This is a genomic window from Novosphingobium sp. HR1a, assembly GCF_015594425.1.
Classification (GTDB): Bacteria; Pseudomonadota; Alphaproteobacteria; order Sphingomonadales; family Sphingomonadaceae; genus Novosphingobium; species Novosphingobium resinovorum_A.
Genome location: NZ_JABXWS010000088.1, coordinates 23,506 through 47,689, shown reverse-complemented (window position 1 = coordinate 47,689; position 24,184 = coordinate 23,506). Strand labels below are relative to the sequence as shown.

Annotated in this window: 25 protein-coding genes; 16 read left to right on the top strand and 9 right to left on the bottom strand. The window is 66.6% G+C overall.

All coding sequences use genetic code 11. The annotated features are described in order from the left end of the window. Nucleotides 1–1,219: TonB-dependent receptor domain-containing protein (locus HWN72_RS23065; protein ID WP_211151516.1), on the top strand; the 1,219-nt coding region annotated here is incomplete at its 5' end. Nucleotides 1,220–1,300: 81 nt separating this feature from the next. Here the strand turns inward: HWN72_RS23065 and HWN72_RS23060 are convergent. Then, the gene (locus HWN72_RS23060) at nt 1,301–2,056 is read right to left on the bottom strand and encodes an SDR family NAD(P)-dependent oxidoreductase (RefSeq protein WP_036529617.1); all 756 of its coding nucleotides are present in this window, start codon (nt 2,054–2,056) and stop codon (nt 1,301–1,303) included. Nucleotides 2,057–2,173: 117 nt separating this feature from the next. On the opposite strand from HWN72_RS23060, the gene HWN72_RS23055 reads away from it, so the two are divergent. The 8 genes from HWN72_RS23055 (at nt 2,174) to HWN72_RS23020 (ending at nt 10,121) form a co-directional block, all read left to right on the top strand. Then, nucleotides 2,174–4,534: a membrane-bound PQQ-dependent dehydrogenase, glucose/quinate/shikimate family gene (locus HWN72_RS23055; RefSeq protein ID WP_248006271.1), complete on the top strand. Its 2,361-nt coding sequence runs from the start codon at nt 2,174–2,176 to the stop codon at nt 4,532–4,534. Continuing rightward, the gene (locus HWN72_RS23050; RefSeq protein WP_036529619.1) at nt 4,531–5,295 is read left to right on the top strand and encodes an SDR family NAD(P)-dependent oxidoreductase; all 765 of its coding nucleotides are present in this window, start codon (nt 4,531–4,533) and stop codon (nt 5,293–5,295) included. The genes HWN72_RS23055 and HWN72_RS23050 overlap by 4 nt, the downstream gene beginning before the upstream one ends. A gap of 5 nt (nt 5,296–5,300) precedes the next feature. Next, the gene (locus tag HWN72_RS23045) at nt 5,301–5,708 is read left to right on the top strand and encodes a nuclear transport factor 2 family protein (protein WP_036529620.1); all 408 of its coding nucleotides are present in this window, start codon (nt 5,301–5,303) and stop codon (nt 5,706–5,708) included. A 14-nt stretch (nt 5,709–5,722) separates the two neighbouring features. Then, nucleotides 5,723–6,133 (top strand): nuclear transport factor 2 family protein, encoded by a 411-nt coding sequence (locus HWN72_RS23040; RefSeq protein WP_036529623.1) that lies wholly within the window; start codon nt 5,723–5,725, stop codon nt 6,131–6,133. A 96-nt stretch (nt 6,134–6,229) separates the two neighbouring features. After that, the gene (locus tag HWN72_RS23035; protein ID WP_211151515.1) at nt 6,230–8,035 is read left to right on the top strand and encodes an FAD-dependent monooxygenase; all 1,806 of its coding nucleotides are present in this window, start codon (nt 6,230–6,232) and stop codon (nt 8,033–8,035) included. Next, a complete protein-coding gene (locus HWN72_RS23030; protein ID WP_036529627.1) occupies nt 8,032–8,379 on the top strand; it encodes a hypothetical protein in 348 nt (115 codons plus the stop codon). The genes HWN72_RS23035 and HWN72_RS23030 overlap by 4 nt, the downstream gene beginning before the upstream one ends. Before the next feature lie 40 nt (nt 8,380–8,419). Beyond that, on the top strand, nt 8,420–9,682 hold the full coding sequence (locus HWN72_RS23025) for an aromatic ring-hydroxylating dioxygenase subunit alpha (protein WP_051587157.1): 1,263 nt from the start codon (nt 8,420–8,422) through the stop codon (nt 9,680–9,682). Between the two features lie 16 nt (nt 9,683–9,698). Continuing rightward, entirely contained in the window at nt 9,699–10,121 is a 423-nt protein-coding gene (locus HWN72_RS23020; protein WP_036529628.1) for a nuclear transport factor 2 family protein, read from the top strand. 166 nt (nt 10,122–10,287) lie between these two features. On the opposite strand, the gene HWN72_RS23015 is transcribed toward HWN72_RS23020, so the two are convergent. The 3 genes from HWN72_RS23015 to HWN72_RS23005 form a co-directional block, all read right to left on the bottom strand. After that, complete coding sequence (locus HWN72_RS23015) at nt 10,288–11,235, bottom strand: hypothetical protein (protein WP_211151514.1); 948 nt, start codon at nt 11,233–11,235, stop codon at nt 10,288–10,290. Beyond that, nucleotides 11,235–12,161 carry a hypothetical protein gene (locus HWN72_RS23010; RefSeq protein ID WP_036529633.1) on the bottom strand — a complete coding sequence of 309 codons (927 nt, stop codon included), beginning with the start codon at nt 12,159–12,161 and terminating at the stop codon, nt 11,235–11,237. The genes HWN72_RS23015 and HWN72_RS23010 overlap by 1 nt, the downstream gene beginning before the upstream one ends. 132 nt (nt 12,162–12,293) lie before the next feature. Next, complete coding sequence (locus tag HWN72_RS23005; RefSeq protein WP_197524479.1) at nt 12,294–13,913, bottom strand: FAD-dependent monooxygenase; 1,620 nt, start codon at nt 13,911–13,913, stop codon at nt 12,294–12,296. 239 nt (nt 13,914–14,152) lie between these two features. Here HWN72_RS23005 and HWN72_RS23000 point away from each other — a divergent pair, with 239 nt between their 5' ends. Genes HWN72_RS23000 through HWN72_RS22975 form a run of 6 tightly spaced genes read left to right on the top strand, consistent with a single transcriptional unit; the run spans nt 14,153 to nt 18,897 of the window. Continuing rightward, the gene (locus tag HWN72_RS23000; protein ID WP_036529691.1) at nt 14,153–14,905 is read left to right on the top strand and encodes an SDR family NAD(P)-dependent oxidoreductase; all 753 of its coding nucleotides are present in this window, start codon (nt 14,153–14,155) and stop codon (nt 14,903–14,905) included. A 52-nt stretch (nt 14,906–14,957) separates the two neighbouring features. Further along, nucleotides 14,958–15,716, top strand: a complete 759-nt coding sequence (locus HWN72_RS22995; RefSeq protein WP_036529635.1) for an SDR family NAD(P)-dependent oxidoreductase — start codon at nt 14,958–14,960, stop codon at nt 15,714–15,716. 11 nt (nt 15,717–15,727) lie between these two features. Continuing rightward, the gene (locus tag HWN72_RS22990) at nt 15,728–16,108 is read left to right on the top strand and encodes an EthD domain-containing protein (protein WP_051587159.1); all 381 of its coding nucleotides are present in this window, start codon (nt 15,728–15,730) and stop codon (nt 16,106–16,108) included. A 14-nt stretch (nt 16,109–16,122) separates the two neighbouring features. Next, on the top strand, nt 16,123–17,139 hold the full coding sequence (locus HWN72_RS22985; protein ID WP_081799203.1) for an NAD(P)-dependent alcohol dehydrogenase: 1,017 nt from the start codon (nt 16,123–16,125) through the stop codon (nt 17,137–17,139). 46 nt (nt 17,140–17,185) lie between these two features. Next, nucleotides 17,186–18,397, top strand: coding sequence for a phosphotransferase family protein (locus HWN72_RS22980; RefSeq protein ID WP_036529637.1), 1,212 nt, complete (start codon nt 17,186–17,188; stop codon nt 18,395–18,397). Then, nucleotides 18,397–18,897 (top strand): hypothetical protein, encoded by a 501-nt coding sequence (locus tag HWN72_RS22975; RefSeq protein ID WP_036529639.1) that lies wholly within the window; start codon nt 18,397–18,399, stop codon nt 18,895–18,897. Before HWN72_RS22980 ends, HWN72_RS22975 begins: the two co-directional genes overlap by 1 nt. 128 nt (nt 18,898–19,025) lie before the next feature. On the opposite strand, the gene HWN72_RS22970 is transcribed toward HWN72_RS22975, so the two are convergent. Genes HWN72_RS22970 through HWN72_RS22960 form a run of 3 tightly spaced genes read right to left on the bottom strand, consistent with a single transcriptional unit; the run spans nt 19,026 to nt 21,893 of the window. Next, nucleotides 19,026–19,781, bottom strand: a complete 756-nt coding sequence (locus tag HWN72_RS22970) for an SDR family NAD(P)-dependent oxidoreductase (RefSeq protein ID WP_036529699.1) — start codon at nt 19,779–19,781, stop codon at nt 19,026–19,028. Continuing rightward, nucleotides 19,774–21,489, bottom strand: a complete 1,716-nt coding sequence (locus HWN72_RS22965; protein WP_036529642.1) for an FAD-dependent oxidoreductase — start codon at nt 21,487–21,489, stop codon at nt 19,774–19,776. The genes HWN72_RS22970 and HWN72_RS22965 overlap by 8 nt, the downstream gene beginning before the upstream one ends. Then, nucleotides 21,486–21,893: a nuclear transport factor 2 family protein gene (locus tag HWN72_RS22960; RefSeq protein ID WP_051587161.1), complete on the bottom strand. Its 408-nt coding sequence runs from the start codon at nt 21,891–21,893 to the stop codon at nt 21,486–21,488. The genes HWN72_RS22965 and HWN72_RS22960 overlap by 4 nt, the downstream gene beginning before the upstream one ends. Before the next feature lie 230 nt (nt 21,894–22,123). Between HWN72_RS22960 and HWN72_RS22955 the strand changes: the two genes are divergently transcribed. After that, on the top strand, nt 22,124–22,990 hold the full coding sequence (locus HWN72_RS22955; RefSeq protein ID WP_036529644.1) for an NmrA family NAD(P)-binding protein: 867 nt from the start codon (nt 22,124–22,126) through the stop codon (nt 22,988–22,990). 36 nt (nt 22,991–23,026) lie between these two features. On the opposite strand, the gene HWN72_RS22950 is transcribed toward HWN72_RS22955, so the two are convergent. Together HWN72_RS22950 and HWN72_RS22945 are read right to left on the bottom strand one after the other, a co-directional pair. Further along, complete coding sequence (locus HWN72_RS22950) at nt 23,027–23,719, bottom strand: EthD domain-containing protein (RefSeq protein WP_155986454.1); 693 nt, start codon at nt 23,717–23,719, stop codon at nt 23,027–23,029. Between the two features lie 39 nt (nt 23,720–23,758). Continuing rightward, nucleotides 23,759–24,184: a nuclear transport factor 2 family protein gene (locus HWN72_RS22945; RefSeq protein ID WP_036529647.1), complete on the bottom strand. Its 426-nt coding sequence runs from the start codon at nt 24,182–24,184 to the stop codon at nt 23,759–23,761.

Below are 24,184 nucleotides of genomic sequence, written 5' to 3'. Positions count from 1 at the left end.
GAACTACGCCGCCTTCGGAAACCTGGAGTTCGACGTCAACGACCAGATCACGCTCAAGGCCGGCATCCGCCAGACCCGTGCCAAGCGCGATGCCTATGCCTTCAACGGCGATCTGCCGCAGTTCCCGATCCTGCCGACCGACACCACTTTCGGCGGCACCCCGGGGGTCACGCTGACCGACTTCTTCAACGCGGTATACGGCTCGCTCGGCCCGCTCTACGGCGGCCCGGGCTACCAGATCCCGACGATCGCACCGGGCGGCTCGATCATCCTCGACACGCGCGGGCTGGTGCTGGGCGATCCTTCGGCGAACGATCCGGTCGATCCCGATACTTTCCTCACCGCCACCACCGTCAATACCCGAATCCGCGAGAACAGCACCTCGTGGATGGTCGGTGCGGACTTCAAGCCGGTGGACGGCCTGCTGCTCTACGCCAACGTGTCGAAGGGCTACAAGGCGGGCAGCTTCCCGCACTTGTCGGGCGCGATCTTCGATGCCTATGCGCCGGTGAAGCAGGAATCGATCATGGCCTACGAGGCGGGCTTCAAGGCCCAGCTGATGGACCGCCTGCTCACCATCAACGGCGCCGCGTTCTACTACGACTACAAGAACAAGCAGACCCGCGCGAAATTCGTCGATCCGATCTTCGGCGCGCTCGACAAGCTCCTGAACGTGCCCAAGTCCACCATCAAGGGCGCCGAACTGGAAGTCACCGCGCGCCCGATGCAGGGCCTGTCGCTCAGCGCCTCGGTGACGTACCTCGACGCCAAGGTGGACAAGTACCTCGGCGCCGTGGGCCAGACCGCGGTGAGCGGCGTGCTGGTACCGGTGAACGCCTCGTTCAAGGGCGTGGACCTGCCTTTCTCGCCCAAGTGGCAGTACTCGCTGCGCGCGGACTACACGTTCCCGGTCAGTTCGGCGCTGGACGGCTTCGTGGGCGCGGGCCTCAACGGGCAGAGCAGTTCGGTATCGGCGCTGGTCGTGCCGGGTTCGGCCACCTTCGGGGCGACTTCCGACCTCTACGACATCAAGTCCTATACGCTGGTCAACGCCAACCTCGGCATCCGTTCCTCGGACGGCAAGTGGACGGCGTCGGCCTGGGGCAAGAACATCTTCAACACCTATTACTGGAGCAACGCCACGCAGGCCTACGACACCTTCGTGCGCTACACCGGCCGTCCGGCGGAATACGGCATCACGGTCGGCATGAACTTCTGACGAAGCAACCTACCCTCCTGAAAAGGCCCGGAAACCGCGAGGTTTCCGGGCCACTTTTTTTGCCATCGTGACGGATGAAGATCAGATGCTGGTGTGCCCGCCATCGATCGCGAACGAGGCGCCGGTGGCAAACGAGGCTTCGTCCGACAGCAGCCAGCGCACCGCGCCCGCGATCTCGGAAGGCTGGCCGAAGCGGTTCATCGGATGGACAGCGGCCAGCGCCTTTTCCAGCCCGGCATCCACTTCCATCGCGCCCTTCAGCATCGGCGTGAGCGTACCGCCCGGCAGCACGGCATTGATGCGGATGCCCTTCGTCGCATAGTCGATCGCGCCGCCGCGCGTCAGGCCCATCGCCCCGGCCTTGCTGGCGCAATACTCGCTGCCGTTCGGGAAACCGACCATGGCGGACGTGGAGACGATGTTGACGATCGCCCCGCCCTTGTCGAGCATCGCGCGGATCTCGTGCTTGTTGCACAGGAACAGCCCGCGCAGGTTCACCGCATGGCAGCGGTCCCATTCGTCCAGTTCGACTTCGTGCAGCAGCTTGCCGCGCTGGGGGACTCCGGCGGCGTTGCAGGCGCCATCGAGGCGGCCGTAGGCGCCCACCGCCCCCTCGATCATCGCGATGACCGAGCTTTCATCCGCCACGTCCGCCGCGATGCCCTGCGCGGTGCCGCCCGCCTGCCCGATCGCTGCCGCGACGGCCTGCGTCTTGCCGCCATCGAGGTCCGCCACGGTGACCCGGCAGCCCGCCTCGCCCAGCGCGAGCGCCACCGCTTCGCCGATCCCGCTGCCACCGCCGGTGACGACGATCGACTTGTCCTGAAGACCTTTCATTCGTTCGTTCTCCCATCTTCGCATCCTTCCCCACTCGATGCGGGTGGGCGTGCAATGTTTTTATTGACCATAAGGTAAGTTTAGTCCAGCCTCCTCAAAACGAACGGGGAAACGAGGATGGCGCCGAAAACGGCGAGCCGGGGCATGATTGCGCTGGGCATGGCAGTGGCTATCGCAGGTCTGGCATTGCTGGCGGGTGGGCTATGGCTCGCCGCGCTGGGAGGCTCGATCTATTACCTGATGGCCGGGGCGGCTCTGCTTGGATCGGGTACGCTGATCGCCCTCGGGCGGGGCACCGGCGCTAAAGGCTATGCGCTGTTCCTCACGGTCACGATCGCATGGGCGGTGGCGGAAAGCGGGTTCGCGCCATGGCCGCTGACGGCGCGGCTGCTGGCCCCGGCGCTGCTCGGACTGCTTTTCGTCATTCCCGGTGCGCGCGCCTCGCTCGGCCAGGGCGCCAGCCTCGCGGCGGGTGTCGGGGCGCTGGCGCTGCTGCTGGTCGTCGGCGCGCACCTCGCCCGCGACAGCCACGACATTCGCACGGCCGAAGCGATCGCCGCCTCGGCGCCGATCCCCGCAGACGCAGCGGGGGACGAATGGACATCGTGGGGCGGGGACAAGGGCGGAAGCCGCTTTTCCCGGCTGGCGCAGATCACGCCCGCCAATGTCGGCAAGCTCGAAGCCGCGTGGACCTTCCATACCCGCATTCCGTCCGACCCCGCCACCGGCTACCTCTCCGCCACGCCGCTGATGGTCGGCGGGCGGATGTTCCTGTGCGGGCAGGACAATTCGGTCTTCGCGCTCGATCCCGACAGCGGCCGCGAACTCTGGCGCTTCGATCCCCGCGTATCCGCCAAGGGCTCCTCGGCCGTGCGGACCTGTCGCGGCGTGGCCTTCGCGCGGACCGAAGGCGCCGGCCGCTGCGCCGCGCGGATCGTCACCGCCACCTTCGACGGCCGCCTGATCGCGCTCGATGCCACCGACGGCAAGCGCTGCGAGGGCTTCGGCACGAACGGCGCGGTCAACCTGTTCGACGGCATGGGACTGGTGCAACCCGGCTTCTACTATTCCAGCGCCCCGCCCGCCATCGCCCGCGACCGCATCGTCGTCGCCGGATGGGTGGCGGACAACCAGAGCAATGACGAACCCTCCGGCGTCATCCGCACTTACGATGTACACACCGGCGCGCTTGTCTGGGCCTGGGACGCGGGCAATCCGCTGAACGTCCACGGGCCCCGACCGGGCGAGCACTACTCGCGCTCTACGCCCAACACCTGGGCGCCGATGAGCGTGGACGATACCCTCGGCCTGATCTACGCCCCGACCGGCAATCCCACGCCCGACCATTACGGCGCGCTGCGAAGCGCCGCGAGCGAGAAGTACGGCTCCTCGGTCGTCGCGCTGGACATCGCCACCGGGGCCGTGCGCTGGTCGTTCCAGACCGCGCATCACGACTTGTGGGACTATGACGTTCCCGCGCAGCCCAGCCTCTTCGCAGCTGGCAACACCCCCGCCATCGCGATCCCCACCAAGCGCGGCGAGACGTTCGTGCTCGACCGGCGCACCGGCAAACCGCTGCTGCCGGTCACGGAACGTGCCGTCCCCAGCCGGGGGGCGGTGGAGAAAGTCGCCGCGACGCAGCCCTTCTCCGCCTTTCACTCCATGGCCGGCCCGGACCTTGCCGAGCGCGACATGTGGGGCCTCACCCCGTTCGACCAGCTCTGGTGCCGCGTGCGCTACCGGCAACTGCGCTACGACGGCAAGGCCACCCCGCCCGGCACCGACGAGGCGCTGATCTATCCCAGCATCGGCGGCGGCATGAACTTCGGCGGCGTGGCGATCGATCCCGTCCGGCGCATCGCCGTGGCTAACGCGCTCTATTACGGCACGATCATCCAACTGGTGCCGCGCGCCGAGACCGACCGCCTGATCGCAGGCGCGGCCGCAGGAAGCCATGCCGTCACCAACTTCGGCCTGCCATTGCCGCAGGCGGGCACCCCGTTCGGTGTTCGCCTCAAGCCCCTCGCGTCGCCGCTGGGCGTGCCGTGCAATGCCCCGCCGTTCGGCCGGATCGCCGCGATCCATCTCGACACCGGCAAGGTCGCATGGGAGCGCCCGTTCGGCACCGCGCGCGATGCCGGGCCGCTGGGTCTGGCGCTCGGCCTGCCGATCCCGATGGGCGCGCCCAACTTCGGCGGATCGCTGACCACCGCGAGCGGCCTCACCTTCATCGGCGCCGCGCGCGAGCAGACCCTGCGCGCCTTCGACACCGCGACGGGTAAGGAACTGTGGTCCGCCCGCCTGCCCGCCAGCGCGCAGACGATGCCGATGACCTACCGCAGCCCGCGCACCGGCTGCCAGTACGTCGCCACCGCCGCGGGCGGTCACAACATGCTGCAATCACCGCTTTCCGACAGCGTCGTGGCCTTCCGGCTGCCGGGCTGCTCCGCAAGCAAATCCAAGGGAGATGGGAAATGAATCGACTTCAGGACAAGGTCGCCGTGGTATCGGGCGGCGCATCGGGCATCGGCGCGGCGGTCGTGCGGCTGTTCGTCGAGGAAGGCGCCCGGGTGCTCGCCTGCGACATCCAGCCCCCGCTCGACGCCGCCTTGCGCACCCTGCTGGACGAGGCGCCCGAGAAGGTCCGCTTCACCACTTGCGACGCCTCGAAGGAGAGCGACGTCGCCGCCGCCGTGGCCTTGGCAACCGAAACCTGGGGCCGCCTCGACGCTGCCGTCGCCTGCGCGGGGGTTCCCGGACAAGGCAGCGACATCGACCTTGCGGTGGACGAATGGGACCGCATCATGGCGATCAACGCGCGCGGCGTATTTTTGCTGACCAAGCATTCCCTGCCGCCGATGATCGCGGGCGGCGGCGGTTCGATCACCAACATTTCCTCGGCCTACGGCGTCGTTGGCGCACCCGGTTTCGCGGCCTACTGCGCCTCCAAGGGGGCTGTGCGCACCTTCACCAAGTCCACCGCCGTCGAGCATGCGCACCAGCGCATCCGCGCCAACTCGATCCATCCCGGCGTGATCGAGACGCCGATGCTGCAGGGCATCTTCGACCGCAGCGACGATCCCGAAGCAACGCGCGCCGCCTTCTCCGCGCAGCAGCCCAACGGCTTCAACGGCGCGCCCGAGGACATCGCCTGGGGCTGCGTCTACCTTGCTTCGGACGAGGCGCGCTTCGTCAACGGGGTCGAGCTGCCGATCGATGGCGGCCTCTTGGCGGGATAGGAAGAATGGCTGAAAACGCACGCATAGCCGCCGATCTCATGGCGACGTTCGGCGCCGACATGGAGCCATGGTGGGCCATCGCCGACGAGGATCTCGTCCTCGAATTCCCCTTCGCCGGCTCGATCGGCATGCCGCAGCGGGTCACCGGCAAGGAAGCCTCCCGCACTTATCTGGAGAAGGTCGTCTCGGGGCTGGAGGGCCTGCGCTTCACCGGAATCACCGCAAGGGAGACCGGAAATCCGGGCGAAGTAGTGGTCGAATACGTCGGCACCTGCCCGGCACCCAATGGCACCTACGACCAGCAATACATAACCATAATGCGCTTCAAGGAGGGCAGACTGATCCTCTTCCGCGAATACTGGGACACCACCGAGGTCACCCGCGCCTTCGGCGACCTCGCCGCCGCATTCTGACAGGAGTTCTACCCATGACGACCAACAAGGACCGCGCCCTCGAAGCCTGCCGCCTCCTCTCCGAACGCGACCTCGACACGATGTTCGCCGCCTTCGCCGAGGACGGCACATGGACGATGCCCTACCTGCCCGATCGCTTCGCCTTCGCCGGCGAGCGCGACAAGACGGCGATGCGCGAACTGCTTGACGGGTTCCTCGGCGGGTTCGAGCATTTCGAATTCCATGTCGAGCAGGCGGTGGCGGACGGCGATACCGTGGCGATCCTCGGCAAGTCCTATGGCATCGGCCCGCGCTCGGCGATCTACCGCAACACCTACCACTTGTTCTTCACCTACCGCGACGGGGTGCTGCTGAAGGTGCGCGAACTGTTCGATCCTTATCAGGTGGAGGCTTACGTGGCGCAAGTCGAGGCGCAGGCCGCCTGAACTTAATATTGACTATTTGGTCAGTTGTAGCATTCTACGAAAAATGCGGCGGAGCGCCCCCGGCGCTTGAGCCAGGCAATGGAGAGGTCACGCGAAATGAAGCGAATCGAAGTCCCGGTCCTGATCGTCGGCGGCGCGGGCTGCGGGCTGGCCAGCGCGAACTTCCTCGGGCGGCTGGGCATCGAGTGCCTGGTGATAGAGCGCTATCCGGCCACCTCGCCCGCGCCAAAGGCGCATTACCTGAACCAGCGCACGATGGAGATCATGCGTGAAGAGGGGCTGGCCGATCACATCTACCGCAGCAGCACCCCGGCCGAGAACATGGCGCGCGTGGGCTGGTACACCAGCCTCGGCGGCGACGGCCCGCTCGACCGCAAGCGCATCGGCATCATCGACGCTTTCGGCGGCCACTCGCTGAAGGACGCCTACGGCGCCGACAGCCCGGTGCGCGCCGCCAACTTCGCGCAGATGTACATCGAACCGCTGCTGCTGGAGCACCTCGCCACTTACCCCACCTCGCGCATCACCTTCCATCAGGAACTCAAGAGCTTCACGCAGGACGATGACGGCGTCACCGCGCAAGTAGAGGATCGCAATTCCGGCGAAGTCTACGAAGTGCGCGCGCAGTACATGATCGCGGCGGACGGCGGGCGTCTGGTAGGACCATCGCTCGGCATCGCGATGGACGGCATCGACCGGCTGATCGACATGGTGACGGTGTGGTTCGCCGCCGACCTCTCCGAGTACATCGAGGACGAGTCGGTGATGATCCGCTGGTTCACCAACCCCGAAAAGGGCGGATCATGGGGCAGCGGCGTGATGGTGGCGCTCGGCCCCGATACGTTCGGCGCGAAAAGCAAGGAATGGCTGATGCACTTCGCCTTCCAGCCCGGAGAGGCGGGCAAGCTCGACGCCGAAACCGCGATCCCGCAGATCCGAGAACTGCTGCGCCTGCCCGATTTCGATCCCAGGATCATCCGCATGAACGACTGGCAGGTGCAGGGCGTACTGGCGCGCGAATACCGCAAGGGCCGCGTGTTCCTGGCCGGAGATGCCGCGCATCGCCATCCGCCGACTACCGGCCTTGGCCTCAACAGTGCGATCCAGGACGCGCACAATCTGGCGTGGAAGCTCGCCGCCGTGATCCGGGGCGACGCGGGCGACGCGCTGCTGGACAGCTACGAGGCGGAGCGCCGCCCGGTGGCCGCCAACAACGTGGCCTGGGCGATGATGACCTTCCAGAACCACCTGACCATCGATTCCGCGATCGGACTGATGCCGGGCGTGCCGGTGGAGTTCAACATCGGCGCCTATCACAAGCTGTTCTCCGATACGCCCGAAGGCGCGGCGCGGCGGCAGATGGTGGCCGAAGTTATCGGCACCCAGCGCGCCGAATTCCAGGCCCACGACATCGAGATCGGCTTCCGCTACGACACCGGCGCCATCGTCCCCGACGGCACCGAGCCACCGCCGCGCGGGTTGCTGGGCGATACGCATGTACCCACCATGCGCCCCGGCCACCGCATGGCCCACGTCTGGCTTAACGCGAAGAACACCGGGGAAGACAAGCGCGTCTCCACCCTCGACCTGACCCGGCTCGACCGCTTCACGGTGTTCGTGGACGGGCCTGCCGGTGACTGGACCGCCGCCGTCGATGCCGCCCGCGCGGCCAGCGGGCTGACGATCGATCTCGTCGCTGTCGGCAAGGACGAAGACTTCACGCCGGTCGACGATCGCTGGGCCAATATCTCCGGCCTGCAACGCGGCGGGGCGATCATCGTGCGGCCCGACCAGCACGTCGCCTGGCGCGGGGCCGTGCCGGTTGCCGATGCCGGGGCCACGCTGCGCGAGGTGATCTCCACCGTGCTCGGCCGGCGCGTCGATCAGCCGGTGGCGGCATGACCGCAGACCGCTCGCTGCCGCCGGGGTTCGAGGCGCTCGAACCCCACGTCGGCTACTGGGCGGCGGCCAGCGCGCAGCAGCGGCGCGCCGCGCGCGAGGCCGCCTCGATGGAGGAGATCGAGGCGTTCTACACCGCCATGCTGGCGCTCGCGCCCGAGGCGATCCGCTCGCTGGAAGGGCGCGACATGCGCGATCTCGAAGGCGCGCCGCTGCGGCTGATGCAGCTTCTGCTGGCGCTGGCGCACGTGTCGATGGCGACGGAGCTGCACCGCCAGCCGCGCGCGCCCTTCACGCCCTATCCGCACGAGGTCCGTCTGGTGGAGGGGCCGCGCATTCTCGGGTGAGACAACAGGAAAAAGCCGAAAACGGCGAAGGAGAGGAACCATGAACGATCAGGTCGCCGATTTCCGCGCGGACCGCACCAACCTGACCGCGCTGGCCGGGCTGGACACCGCGCCGGTCAGCCTCGAACCCTACCGCTCGCAGGACTGGTTCGATGCCGAAGTGCGGCAGGTGTTCAAGCGCGCATGGCTGTGCCTCGGCCGCGAGGAGCGGATCGCCGCGCCCGGCGACTACTTCGTCCAGACGCTCGAATTCGCACGCGCCGAAGTGCTCGCCACCCGCACGAAGGACGGGCGCGTCCGCGCCTTCCACAATGTCTGCTCGCACCGCTCCAACAAGGTCGTGCTGGAGCGCGAGGGCAATGCCTCGCGCTTCATGTGCCGCTACCACAACTGGACCTACCGCAACGACGGCGAGCTTGTCGGCGTGCCGGACCAGAAGAACTTCTTCGATTTCGATCGCAAGTCCTGTGGCCTCACCCCCGTGGCCTGCGACATCTGGGAAGGGTGGATCTTCATCAACCTCCAGCGCGAGCCGGAAGTGCCGCTGGCCGAATTCCTCGGCGCATTCGGGGAAATCTACCGGGGCATCCCCTACCCCAATGCCGACCGCTCGATCCTGTTCGAGTCCCGGCTGAAGGCGAACTGGAAGGTCATCGCCGACGCCTTCGCCGAGACCTACCACATCCCGGCGATCCATCCCGAGACGATCGGCGCCACGTTCGCCAGTAACGAGAACCCTTTCGCCCGGCCGATCAGCGCGCAGACCTGGGGGCCGCACCGCTCGGTATCGACTTACGGCAACCCCGAATACGCGCCGCCGCCCGGATCGCAGGTGGAGCGCCTGTTCTACAGCAACATCGCTACCGGCAACGTGCTTTCGGCCGCCAGCCTCGACGATACCGAAGTGTTCCGGCGGCATCCGGCGATCAACCCGACCAAGTCGGCGAGCTGGGCGGTGGACGTGACCTGGCTGTTTCCGAATTTCCAGATCGACGTCTCCCCCGGCGGGTTCTGGACGCATCACTTCTGGCCGGTCAGCCAGGACGAGACGCGCTGGGAGGCCCGCTTCTACATCCCCGATGCGCCCGACGTGTGGAGCCGCCTGCAGCAGGAGCACTACATCGCGCGGCTGGGCGAGATCCTGCTCGAAGACGTCGGCAATACCGAGCGCACGCAGGAAGGCATCGCTTCGGGCGCGAAGGATACGATGCCGCTGCAGGACGGCGAAGTGATGATCCGCCACTCGCTGCACAACCTGCACAAATGGATCGCGGCCGGGACCGTGGCCGAAGCACTCGCCTGAACAGGAGACGATACCGATGAGCGAATTCGACAAGGCCCTGAGCGACCGCAACGTCGCCAATGCGCAGAAGCTGATGGCGCTGTTCGGGCATGACATGGATGCCTTCTGGGCGATGGTCTCGCCCAACCTGCATATGGAGCTGCCCTTCGCCGGGACGGTGCGCCTGCCCACCGAGCTGCATGGCGAGGATGCGCTGGGCATGTTCCGCACGGCGGCCGAAGTCTTCGACGTGAAGTTCAATTCGGTGGAAGTGACCCCGCTCGCCGATCCGAACCGCGTGCTGGTGGAGTATCGCGGCTACGGCGAGCCGGGCGGCACGGTCTACGACCAGCGCTATGTCGGCGTGCACGAATACCGCGACGATACGCTGGTGTTCTACCGCGAATACTTCGACACGGGCGTGGTGATGAACGCGCTGGGCGCCTACCTTCCGGCCTGATCCGACATTGTGCGCGCAGCGCTCGCCTGTCCTCAACCCCGCTCAGGCTGAGCTTGTCGAAGCCCCGGCGGCGTGGCGCGCGGGCTTCGACAAGCTCAGCCTGAGCGGGTGGGGTTAGAACCGGTCAGGCAGGACAAGGGCCAGCGCCCCCATCCCGCAAGAAAGATCAGTACACGCCCGCCGCACGCACATGTTCGAGGTAGGAGATCGGCCAGCCCATCTCCATCCAGCCGCCGCCGGGATTGCCGTCGATGGTCAGCCGCGCCGCGCCTTCGTTCAGCACGAAGTTCGGCGCGGCCGGGAGCGGGAAGACCCCGAAGACATCCCCCTCCACCCGCGTGGCGCGGCCCAGTTTGTCGACGATGTCGCACTGGAACGCGGTCTGGTCGAGGCGGCTGTCGCCCTGCCAGTCGACGTCGAGAGTGGCGATCTCCGCCATGACCGCGTCCTTGTAGACGTAGCCGCGCACCTGACGGCGACCGAGGGCGTAGAACTCCCAGAAGTGCACCGAAAAGGCGTCGCCCGACTGGCCCTGAAACCAGCGGTAATAATGCAGCGCATCCCAGTCGCGCCGCCCCCAGCTGTGGTCGCGGTGGCCACTGCCGGTAAAGTCGATGGTCCGTGTCCCGATGCGCAACGTGCCGGAGACGCGGCCGCTCTGCTCGATGCGGTCGTCGGCGGCGTAGGAGGGGCAGCCGTCCTTGTGCGTTGAGTAGGCATAAGGCGGATGGAACGCCTCGTACGTGAAGGCGATCTCCGCCTCCTCGCTGCGCCACGATATTTCCGCGCGGTTGAAGCTGAGGTCCTGGCGCATGGTGAAGTCGTCGATCCGCCAGTCGTCGAAGCCCATGGTATCGGGCACCTTGCGGTCGGGCAGGCGCACCGCGATCGGCGCACGGCCGAGGCCCCTGCCCCAGATGCCCATGGCCGCGCCCGCCATGCCGTCCTTGTCCACCCAGGTATAAGTGAACAAGGCGATCTCGTGCTCGGGCAGGACGACACAATAGGGGATGGATTCGCGCATCAACGGCAAGTCAGGCAGCGCGTGCCGACCATCATGCACGGGGTCGATGGCCATTGCCGGCCGGGCGAGTGCTGCGGGATCGAATGCCATCAGTCTTCTCCGTTACCCGCCCAGGGGAAGCGGAAACCGCATTCGCCAAGGCCATACCCCTTGGTGCCGTCGGCAAGGGTATATTCCATCATGTGCTCGGTCAGCGCGAAAGTATCGAGCGGGAAGGTCCAGCAGTAGAGCCGCCGCGCGGTGAAGGCGTGAACATCTCCGTCCGCATCGGTGACGCGCCAATCCATGCCCTTCAGCGTCATGCCGTCGGCTTCGTAGATGTTGCGATCCTCGATCGCGGTCACGCCGATCCACTTGCCGCCCTTGCCCACCATCTTGATGTAGGCGTCGTCGCCGTTGGTGGAGATGCCGTGTGTCGAGACGATCGACAGACCGTTATCGAAGATCGGCCAGGCAAGGCGGTAATGGCGCAGGAAGTCCCAGTTGCGCGGGCCCACGGCGATATCGCGGAAGCCCTTGCCGTCGATCGCGATCGTCTCGCCGTCTGCCAGCGTGATCGTGCCGGTGACGCGGCAGGTGCCCTCCATGTGGATATGGGCGATCTCCTTGGCGAAAGCGTCCTCCGCCCCGGCATCGCTGAGGTGGATCGCATCCTGCATCGGCAGGATCGCGTCCCAGGTCAGATCGACCTTGAAGTCCCGTTCATCGAAAGTGATGTGCGCCTTCGACAGCGGCTCGATCGAGCGCAGCCGCATCCCGGCGACTTCCAGCCCGTCTCCCAGCCCCAGCCGGGTGGCGGCGTAGGGCAAGTTCATGTTGGTGCGGTTGAACAGCGGCTTGCCGTCCCGGAAGAACACGAACCAGCTGTTCGTCTCGCCCAGATTCTCGAGGATGCCGACGCGGATGAAGCAGCCGATGCGCTGCGCCGGATCGTAGAAGTTGAAGTAGACGCTCTGGTTCCAGCGCGGGTGATCGTTGGCCTGCCAGTAGTCCTCGGGACTCTTCTCGACGGTCAATTGTCCTCTCCTCTTGTCGTTGTACCCGGTTTTGGGGCGGTTGATCCGGCTGCACCGGATCAACCGCCCCAAGGTTTTTGGTTTGCCGCATTTTCCGAGTCATCAGGTGATCCCACCTGATTAGAAAATGCTCTAGCGACCGCAGACGCGCCGCAGCAATCCCGCGCAGTCGTCCGGCAAGGCATCGCCGCGCCAGGCGACGTGCTGGTCGGGCCGCACCAGGATCAGGCCGCGTTCGTAGATCGCGCGCAGGTCCGGGCGATCGAGCCGCAGCACGTCGAGCGGAACACCCTGTGCCTTCGCCGCATCCTCCAGCGGCGCGGTGTCCGCATCGCCGAGCACGACGAGTGTGAAGAACAGCCCGAGCCGGTCGAACAGCGCCGTCCCGTCCTCAAGGAACACATGCGGCAGGCGTGCGCCGGGCCAGGTGCTCGGCACATAGGTCAGCGGGTCTATCGCCGGGGCCTCCCCCTCGCCCGCCACGACCGGCGACTGGTCGTAACGATAGCCGTACTCCACGCCCCAGCTCTCGTTCTCGGCATTGCCGAGCGCGGCGATCTTCGCGGCGACATCGGCGCGGCGGGCGTCGGCTTCGGGGCCTTCACCCTCGAGGTCGCCCGCCTCCATGTAGATCATCGTGATCTGCTGGCGCACGCCCATGTGCCGGCGCGAGGCTTCGAGATGCCACCACGCGGTCGGCCGCCGCTCCGCATCGTAGGCATCGAGCAGCCCGTCGCCGCCCCAGCCCTGCAGGTTCGCGGCCAGCACCCACGACAGCGCGGCGGCGTCGGCGATGCCCGAATTCATGCCGTAGCCGCCGGTCGGGATGAACTGGTGCGCGCTATCGCCCGCCAGCAGCGTGCTGGCGTCCCGGTACTTCTCGGCGACCACGAAATGCGCATGCCACGGATTGGCCTGCAGTATCTCGTAATCGAACGCCTTGCCGACCCAGGCTTCGAGCACGCCCTCGGCGGTCATCTCGTCCGGGTTCATGCCGGGCAGCAGCCATGCCTGCAGCGTGTAGATGTCGTGGTCGTTCTGGGCGATGATCGTGCCGAGCCCGGACTGCAGATGATAGATCGGCCCCCAGCGCTGCAGCAGTTCGCGGTCGTCGGTGCGGAAGTGGACCATGTAGGCCCCGGCGACGTTCTCCTCGCCCTCCAGCGCAATGCCGAGACCCCGGCGCACGCGGCTGCCCCCGCCGTCGCAGCCCGCAAGGAAGCGGCACTTCACGGTGCTAGTTTCGCCGCTCTGCGAATCGACGATCTCGGCGGTGACGCCATCGGCGCCATTCTCGACGATCCGCTCGAAGCGGGTGCCGAAGCGCACGTCGATCAGCGGATTGGCGTCGATCGCCCGTTTCAGCACCGGCTCGATCTGGATCTGGCTGACCCGCAAGGGCGCCTGCGCGCCGTGGCTGCCGTCGTTCTCCTCGCGGATGATGCGGGTCTTCTCGTCGGCGGAGGGGTAGGGAAACCGGTACAGGTCGTGTCCGACCATCGAGGTGATCCACAGGATGTCGAAGCCGTTCGCACGCGGCACGCCCGCGTCGCGCAGCGCCTCGTCCAGGCCGAGACGGTGGAACAGCTCCATGCTGCGGCCATTGGTCAGGTCCATCTTGGGATGGCGCGTGGTCGCCGGGTTCCGCTCCAGCAGCAGGGAGCGAATGCCGTAGCGGGCAAGGTTCAGGGCCAGCGTCATGCCGACCGGCCCGCCTCCGGCGATCAGCACCGGCACTTCGATCTGCGTCATTCCATCTCCCCTCTTATGCCTTGCCCAACCGCGAGTAACGAAATTGAACCATATGGTCAACTTGTGCGCAATGCGCAAATGGACGTCAAGCCGGGTCAGGCTATGATTTTAGCAATAATCGCACTGAAACCGAGCGCATGATCCCGAAGTCGCGATTGAATGCTTGACATTGGCTGACCGTCTGGTCTGTTTATGGAAAGTGCAGCGACTGACTGCACCAAGGGATGAAGGACAAGACGATGCCCACCGGCCGACTTTCCGGAAAAATCGCGCTCATAACTGGCGCAGGCAGTGGAATCGGCGCGGCGCACGCCCGCCTGTTCGCCAGCGAAGGTGCGCAAGTCGTCGCTACCGACATCCGCCTCGACGCTGCCCGCTCCGTGGTGACGCAGATCGTCGAATCCGGCGGCGCGGCCATCGCCATCGAGCATGACGTCGCCAGCGAAAGCTCCTGGCAGACTGCCATCGACGCGGCGCTGGCCGCTTATGGGGGACTGACCACGCTGGTCAACAACGCGGGCCTCAACCACATGTTCGGGGTGGAGGACGAGACGCTGGAGGGCTGGAACCGCATCGTCTCGATCGACCAGACCGGCACGTTCCTGGGCATGCGCGCGGCGATGCCGCATCTGCGGGCGAGCGGCAACGGCGCGATCGTCAACATCTCCTCGGTACTGGCGATGATGTCGACGGTGACGTGCTTCTCGTTCCACGGCGCCAAGGCGGCGATCCGGGGCATGAGCAAGGCCGCCGCGCAGGAATATGCAGGCCGCGGCGTGCGGGAGAACTCGATCTACCCCGGCATGATCGACACGCCGCAACTCGCGACGATGCTGCCCGAGGAGCGCGAGATGATCCGCACCTCGATCCCGATGAAGCGCATCGGCAACCCGGACGAGATCGCCCGTAGTTCGCTGTTCCTGTGCTCCGACGACGCATCCTACGTCACCGGCGCGGAACTGATCGTCGACGGCGGGCTGTTCCCGGGATGAGAGCGCGACCCATGACTTTGCAGAGCGGCACGGCCGCCAAGGGAGAATACGGATGCTGAACGGCAAGGCCATCCTCATCACCGGCGCGGCATCGGGCATAGGCCGCCGCTGCGCCGAAGTCTTCGCGGCGAACGGCGCGCGCGTGCTTGTCACCGACCTCAGCGCCGAAGCGGGCGCCGAGGTCGTCGAAGGCATCCGCAACGCGGGCGGCGAGGCCGCGTTCCAGCCCTGCAACGTCACCGACGAGGCCAGCGTGGCGGCCGCCGTGGACAAGGCGGTTTCGCTTTACGGCCGGCTCGACGGGGCGATGAACAACGCCGGGATCGAAATGCGCAACAAGCCGGTCCACGAACTGACCGCAGAAGATATCGCGGCGGTGCTGGGCGTCGATCTGGTCGGCGTGTTCTACTGCCTCAAGCACCAGTTCCGGGTGATGAAGGACAGCGGCGGCGGGGCGATCGTCAACACCGCATCCTCCTCGGGCATTCGCGGGCAGATCAACGCTTCCGACTATGTGGCGGCCAAGCACGGCGTCGTCGGGCTGACCAAGGCGGTCGCCTGCGACGGCGGGCCGCTCGGCATCCGGGTGAACGCGCTGTGCCCCGGCCTCATCATGACGCCGATGGCCAAGGACCGGCTGATGCAGGATCCGGTGTTCTCCGAGGCGCTCGAAGGACTGCGCCAGCGCCACGTCATCGGCCGCTTCGGCGAGATGGACGAGATCGCCAATGCAGCGATGTTCCTGCTGTCCGACATGTCCTCGTTCATGACCGGATCGCCGATGATCGTCGACGGCGGCTACGCCATCTGAGGGAGACTGACATGATTAAGATGGTCGTTGAAGTCTGGAAGAAGCCGGAAATGACAGACGAGCAGTTCGCCCGCCGCTGGCTGGTGGAACACGGCGCGCTGGTGCGTGCCAATGCGAAGGCGATGGGCTTCGTGCGCTATGTGCAGAGCCACAAGCGCGTCTCGCCCGAGATCGACGCCTTTGCGCAAGGGCGCGGCTGGAAGCGCCCGCCCGACGGCCTCACCGAAGTATGGTGGGAAAGCGAGGAAGCCATGCAGGCCGCGCTTTCCTCGCCCGAGGGCATCGAGGCCAGCGGGGTGCTGCAGGCGGACGAGGAACAGTTCATCGACGCCCCCCGCATCAGCGCTTTCCTCGCGGACGAGGAAACCATCTTCGACTACACTGTCGCATAGGGAGAGATTCGGCGATGACCGAAAACCGACGCTACGTCATCACGCCGGGACAGGGCATCGCCGGACTGCGGCAGGAGCGCGCGCCCATGCCGCGCCCCGGTCGCGGGCAGGTGCTGCTGCGCATGCGTGCCTTCTCGCTCAATTTCCGCGATCTGCTGATGATCGACGGGCATTATCCGGGCGGTGCGCCCGACGCGATCGTGCCGCTTTCCGATGGCGCGGGCGAGGTCGTCGAACTGGGTGAAGGCTGCTCGCGCTTCGCGGTGGGGGACCGGGTCTGCCCGATCTTCATGCAGAGCTGGATTGGCGGCGACATGACCGACGCGGACGGTGCGTCCGCGCTGGGCGGTGCGATCGACGGTGTGCTCGCCGAATATGTCGTGGTCGGTGAGGCCGGCCTGGTGGCGGTCCCCGGCTACATGGACTTCGCGCAGGCGGCCACGCTGCCTTGCGCCGCCGTCACCACCTGGAACGCGCTCTACGGCCGCGAGCCGATCACGCCCGGCTCTACGGTGATGGCGCTTGGCACGGGCGGTGTCGCGATCTGGACGCTGCAACTGGCCAAGGCCGCCGGGGCGCGCGTCGTCATCACCTCGTCCAGCGACGCCAAGCTGGAACGGGCCACGGCGATGGGCGCGGACCATGTCGTCAACTACGCCGCGACGCCCGAATGGGGCGCCGCCGCCCGCGCCTTCACGGGCGGACGCGGGATCGACAAGATCGTCGACAGCGCCGGGCCGGGCACGATGCCGCAATCGCTCGCGGCGCTGCGGCGCGGAGGAGAGATCGCCATGGTCGGCGTCATCGCCCCCGGTACGATCGACCCGCTGGCGATCCTCGTCGGCGGGGCGCTGGTGCGCGGCGTCATGGTCGGTTCGCGCCGCCATTTCGAAGACCTCGGCCGCGCGCTGGAAGCGCACCGGATCGAACCGCTGATCGACCGCAGCTTCACCTTCGACGAGGCGGCAGAGGCTTACGAACACCTGCGCGCGGCGCAGCACATGGGCAAAGTCGTCATCGAGATGACCTGACCCCGCCAGGATACAAGAAACGACTGGGAAGGAAGTGGCTCAACCAATGCACGGCACTCTCGACATACGTCAGCGCCCCGAGGACCATTTCCTCGACGCCATCCGGGACCGGTTTCCGGTCGAGGCCGAGATCGACCGCACGCTGTCACGCAAGATGCGCCTGCGGGCGAGCGGCGACGTCTACGCCGCCCACTCGCTGGACAGCCTGATCGAAGGCACCGCCAGCCTCATCCGCGCCAACGTGGGCGACGATTTCACGATCTCCGACGCGCGCTGGCTGACCGGCGGGGCGTCGAAGATCCAGGTCGCCTTCGAACTCGAATGGCAGGACGGATCGGCGCGTCGCAAGGCGCCGATGGTCCTGCGCATGGAACCGAACGAGTCCGTGGTCGAGACCAGCCGCAAGCGCGAGTTCGAGCTGCTCCAGGCGCTCGACGGCCTGGTGCCGGTGCCGCCCTGCTTCTGGGTCGATCCGGATGGCGAACACCTGCCGCACCCCGCGCTGATCTACGGCTTCGCGCAAGGCGTGACCAAGCCTTCCGATCTGCCCTCGCAGCAGGTGACCGGCATCGGCCTCAACTATGGCCCTAAGCTGCGCGCGCCGATCACCGCGCAGTTCATCGAGCACATGGCGCGCTTTCACCGCATGGGCGCGGAACTCGCGCCCCGCCTGCCCAGCTTCGACGGCGTGGAGGTCGGCTCCAACGCCAGCGTCATCCGCCTCGTCAACTGGTGGCGGCGGGTGTGGGAGGAAGACCGCGCGCACGACGAACCGCTGATGACGGTCGCCTACGACTGGCTCATCGCCAATGCGCCACCGATCGACCACGTCTCGCTGGTCCATGGCGACTGCCGCGCCGGCAACTTTCTGTTCACCGAGCACGACGCACGGATCACCGCCTGGCTCGACTGGGAACTGGCGCTGCTGGGCGACCGCCATCAGGACCTCGCATGGTCGATGATGGACCCGTACAGCCATTCGAACGAGGAAGGCACCGCCCAGCTCATCAACGGCATGCTGCCTTACGACGACTACATCGCCGCCTACGAGAAGGCGTCGGGCCTGACGGTCGATCCGGCGCGGCTGGCCTATTACCGGGTGCTGTGCAGCTACCTGTCGGTCTCGATCTGCCTCGGCACCGGATACCGCGTGGCGAAAGGCGCCAAGACGCACCAGGACATCGTCGTCTCGTGGCTGGCGATGATCAGCTACCCGATCATGGAACAATTGCGCGGCACGCTGAAGGAGGTGCTCTGATGGTCCCCGATTCCGATCTCCAGTTGCAGGTCGTCATCAAGGCGCTGCGCGAAGCCGTCGGCCCTGCGATCCGGGCGGACGAGAAGGTGGCGCAGGAGCAGTTGCACTTGTCGCTCGCCACGCTCGGCGTGCTACGCAGCCAGTTGCCGATGACGCGCCGTTTCATCCGCGCGCTGTCGAGCGATGCGCTGGACCTCGCCGGAAAGCTGGGCGCCCTTACGTCCAGTCAGGCCCTGTCGGCTCCCCGGCAGGCACTGGAAGCGGCGCTTGCCGATCCGTCACGGGAAAACCACGAGATCGAAGCCGCCCGCAGCGCCCTGATGGACAGCACCTGCGCGCTCATCGAAACCCTCGGCCCCGATCTCGCGGATCAGGCCCGCAGGGTGGTGATCGACGCGAGCGCCCTGCCGATCGAACGCCAGCGTGCGTGGTTCATCGGCTCGGGCTTCGAATCCGCGCCCGACAAGGTCCGCCCGATCGAGACGATGCTGGAGGCGTAGAGCACGATGACATTGGGTTAAACCACCCTTCGTCATTGCGAGCATGGCGAAGCAATCCAGGGCGGTTTCGTACTGCCCTGGATTGCTTCGCTATTCTCGCAATGACGATTCAATAAGAAGTCATGACCTCAAGCCAGTATCCGGCCGAGCGTCTGCACGGTGGTGCCGACGCTCCAGCCGCCATCGACGAACCAGTTCTGCCCGGTGACATAGCCGGCATCGTCGCTGGCGAGAAAATGCACGGCGGCGGCGATATCCTCCGGCTGCCCTTCGCGGCCCAGCGGCGCCAGCACTTCCAGCGCCCGGCTGAGTGCATCACCGTTGATGGCGATGGACAGCGGCGTGGCGACACCGCCGGGGCTGACCGCGTTGACCCGGATGCCCAGCGGCCCGAACTCCAGCGCAGCGGTCTGCGTGGCGGAGATGATCGCCGCCTTGCTCATCCCGTACTCGCCCCAACCCGGGGTTCCCCGCGCGCCGGACAGCGAGGCGACGTTGACGATCGCGCCGCCCCGCTCCATCCGCCGCGCCGCCTCGCGCATGCCGACGAGCACGCTGAGCGCATTGATCCGGTAATAGCGCGCGGCGCGCTCCGCATCGGCTTCGGCCATGTCGTGAACACCGGCCGAGGCGGCGTTGTTGACCAGCACGTCGAGCCTTCCGTGGCGCTCCATCGCCTCGTCCAGCAGAGCGGCGAACTGGTCCGCGTCCGATACGTCGGTATGGCGGAACGTGCAGCCCCACTGCGCCGCGCTTTCTGCGCAATCGGTGATATCGCCGATCAGCACTTGCGCGCCGGCCTTGCGCAGGCGCTGCGCCGTGGCGGCGCCGATGCCTGAAGCAGCGCCGGTGATGACGATCGATTTTCCGGTGAGGTCAAACATGGTCGCGTCCTTTGCCTGCGGCACGGGCGGCAATGTCGAGCGCCGCGATGTAGCCGAACGTCATCGCCGGCCCCAAGCTGGCCCCGCCGCCGGGGTACTTGCCGCGCATGATCGAGTTGTTGTCCAGACCCGCCGCATAGAGTCCCGCGATCGGCGCTCCATCGGCGCCAAGCACGCGCGCATGCTCGTCGGTATCGAGGCCCTGTATCGAACCCAGATCGCTGGGGCGCACCTCGATCGCGTAGAACGGCGCCTTGGTCAGAGGCCGCAGCGACGGGTTGGGCCCATGTCCCGCATCGCCCATGTACGTGTCATAGGCATTGGTGCCGCGTCCGAAGTCGGGATCCCGCCCGTCCGCCGCATGCCGGTTGAAGCGTTCCACGGTATCCGACAGCGCCAGCGGATCGAGCCCAAGCTCGCGCCCGAGTTCGGAAATGCTCGCCGCCTTGCGGGCATAGCCGGAGGCGACCCACTTGTCCGGGCGGAACGGCGCGGGCTTGATCGCACCCAGACCATAGCGCGCTACCGCCTCGGCATCGGCGATCTGCCAGATGCGCGTCACGCCCCTCTCCAGCGAGACTTCGCCGAAGTTCTGGTAGTGGAAACTCTCGTCGACGAAGCGCTTGCCGTCGCGCGCATCGACCATGATCTGTCCCGGGCAGTGGCGATCGAAGAACAGCGAGGGGAAAAGGCCCACACTGCCATCTTCGCGCTGATAGCGCGAAGCCGGCACCCAGATGCCGTTCGCCGCATTGTCCGGGTTCAGCCGCCCGCCCAGCTTCTCGGCCATGCGGATGCCGTCGCCCCGGCTGCCTTCGGGCTGGAGCGACCAGCCGGCCGCCGACTGGTGCAACCACTTCTGCCGCATCGCCTCGTCCTGCCCGAAGCCACCGGATGCAAGGACGACGCCTTGCCGCGTCTTGACCGTATGCCGCCCGCCGCCATGCTCGAACACCACGCCGGTCACCCGGCCGCCGTCGAACACGAGATCGCAGGCGCGGGCTTTCTCGATCAGGTGTACCCCCGCATCGCGCGCGGACTTGAACAGGCGCCCCGCCAGCGCATTGCCGTTGGCCATGTGCCTTCCGCGCCGTCCCCGCAGCCGGTCGAAAGCGTAGCCCGCCATGCGCGAGGCAGTCAGGCGAAAGGCCGAAAGCGACCGGTTCCACCCCTGCATCGCCACCGCCTGCGCGGGGCTGACCTGCATCGAGTCGAACAACCCCATCTCGCGGATCGGCGGACGCACGCGCTCGAAATCCGTGCCCAGCGCATTGCCGTCGAAATCAGCCGTGAGCAGGCAGCGCCCCTGATTCCAGCCTGCCGCAGAAGGGGCATAATCGGGAATGTCGCTGGGCGTCAGCCGTACCGTGGTCCGGCGTTCCATGAAGGCCAGCATCTCGCCCGACTTGTCGAGATAAGTGTCGATCTTGGCGGCGTTGAAGAAGTTGCCCAGCACCGCCTCGAGATACGTGCGTGCCGAGGCCCGGTCGTCCGCGATACCGAGCGCCGGCTGGTGGTGGTTCGCAGGAATCCACACGCCTCCGCCGGAAAAGGCGGTGGTCCCGCCGAAGACATCGGCCGCTTCAAGGAGCACCACGTCCAGCCCGTTCAGCGCGCCGACGGTCGCCGCCGTCATGCCCGCGGCGCCCGAGCCGATCACCACCATGTCCGCCGTTTCGGGAAGTGCAATCACGCTCGCCCCGCTCATCGCGCATCCACCAGCTTGCGACCGACGAGGGCCGTCTCCACGGCAACCGTATCGAGATACTCGACGATTTCGCTGATGCGGCCGTCGCGGGTGCGCAGGATGAAGCAGTAAGGATTCTGCCGGTATGGGCCGTAAGGTCCGACACCCTCGACGCTGGCGATCACGACGGCGCGGTCTCCCTCGGCGATGATCTCGCTCACCGCCATGCGTGCGGGTTCGCGGAAGGTGGAGAGCATAGGGATCATCTCCGTCAGCAGGCGATCCCTGGTAAAGTGCTTGGAAAGGGGTGTGTCGCCGATGATCGTCCAGGTCGCATCCTCGGCCAGCGATTCGAAACCGCCCATGAAATCACCGCTGCACAACTTGTCGAAGAAAGCGCCCGCGATCTGCCTGCTGTCGGTCATGTCCTCTCCTATCGGCGTGGTCCTCCGTCGCTGCGGGGACGCCCGGAGTGAAACTCCCACATTTGACCGTTATGTCAATTAAAACGTCCGGAAAACGAGATTTATCGCGATAAAATGGAATTTTCTTATGAATCACCGCCTAATTATGAATTCATATGGTCAATTTAATTGCGCTCACCAAGCGCCGCCGCCATAGTCCTTCGCAAACTCAGCCAGATGGGAGAGCAGGCATGGCATCGCGTACGATAACGGTCTTCGGGGGAACCGGAACGGCAGGAGGCGGCGTGGTCCGCGCGCTGCTGCAGGACGGCTGGACGGTCCGTGCCGTCACCCGCGATGAAACGGGCGACAAGGCAAAGGCTGCGCGGGCGCTCGGCGCCGAAACCGTGACCGCCGACATGGAAGACCGCTCGGCCCTGCGCCGGGCCATCGAAGGGGCGGACGCGGTCTATCTATCCGGTGCATCCCTGCAGGACCGCTGGGACATCGGGCAGGCCGTTCAGGGGATCATGGTCGCGGAAACGGTACGCGAAGTGGGCACCGGGCACTTCATCTATCAATCCGCACAGGCGGCGGGCAGCCGGGGCGTACTGTCCGTGGGATCGAAACGAGCCGTGGAAGAACGGATCGCCGAACTCCACCTCGATGCCACGGTGCTGCGTCCGGCATGGTTCATGGACAACTTCCTGAACTACTTCCCGATCACGCAGAACGACGGCACGCTTACGATCGCAATGGCCTTGCCGACCGACGTGCAACTCGCGCTGATCTGCGCCGAAGACATCGGGCGCGCGGCGGCGGCGGTGCTTGCGTCGCCAGACAATTGGCGTGGGCGCGAGGTCGATCTCGTCGCCGACGTCGGCAGCACCGCACAGATGGCCGCGATCGTCGGTGAGTTGGCGGGAAAACCGGCGACGGCCGTCGAAGTCCCGATGGCCGCGATCGAGGAGCACTGGCCGCAGGGCGTGGACCTCTATACCTGGCTGGCCACGAAGCCCGCGGAGAACGACACTGGCGCGCTGACGGCGCTGGTCGGCTCGCCGATCGACTTTCGCGCATGGGCCGAAAAGCACCTCGCGCCGACCTTGCGCGGCTGAGCGGAGGCGGGGTCGGCACACCGACCCCGCCCTTCGTCACATGAAGCGCTCGGCGCTGGCGAGGTAGGCGATGGACTCCGCCGGACGGCGCAGCAGTGTCTCCCAGGCCTGCGGATCGCGTGCGACGCCCTCCTCCATCGCCGTCTGCGTCGGCCAGTAGAGTTCGCGGATGCCGACGCAGAACGCGCCTTCGGGATGCAGGGCAGGCGAAGGGCGGCACCGCACATGGCGCAGCGCCTCGATCCGTCGTCCGAGCGCAAGGTCTTCATCATCGTCCCAGGCAGTCGCGCCCTCGCTGATGACGTATTGCAGCAGCTTGATGCTGATCGGACGGCGATCCAGCCGGAACAGTCTGTCGCCCGTCTCGACGCCCTCCTCGTTCCAGTCCGCCCCCGACTGCAGCACTTCCTCTTCGGCGAAGACGAACCGCAGCTTGTCCATGTCGACGAACAGCGGTTCGTCGGGGATCAGCAATTCGACGTAGTTGGGCTCGCCGGGAAAATCGATGGCGTCCTGCACGCAGTCGAACCACACTTCCGCCGTCGCCTCGAAATGCGTCTGGCGCGCGTCCAGCAGGTCCGAGTGAACCTGATGGCTCTGGGTGTAGGCGCGCATGGTCGATATCGTGCGGCCCATCGTTCCGTGGGGGTGCCGGTAGTGGTCGTGAAACCACTGCGCCGTCACGCCGGGTTTGCGCGGAATCGCGCCGAACATCTTGATACGAGACAAATACCCTCTCCGCCTTGTCGTTATGGGAACGGGGGCCGGTCACCCCGGCTGGAAAACCGGGAGGATGCTGCGATCCGCGATCTTCCAGACGCCACCTTCCTGTACGCACACGTCGATCACGTCGGCCACCGAACGCACCACCGGCGAAAGGTCCGCATCAGGCGAGCGGAACAGCGTCAGCAGCGAACGCACTTCCGCCCGCCCGTCGCCCAGCGCCGAAATCAGCGTGTTGGACAGGACATGACGCGAGGTGACGTGCGCCTCGGCCTGCCGGGCGGCCATCGCCGCCGCAATCGCAGCGCCGCTGATCGTGCCGGGCCGAGGCGAGCCGGGCCCGAAGGTCAGGTTCGCATCCTCGGCGAACAGCGCCGCCGCCTCGCCCGCACGCCCCTGGTCGATGAGCCAGAAGCCGCGCAGGGCCAATTCCGCAAGGTCGAGCCGATCCTCGATGGTGAGCTTCGTCAT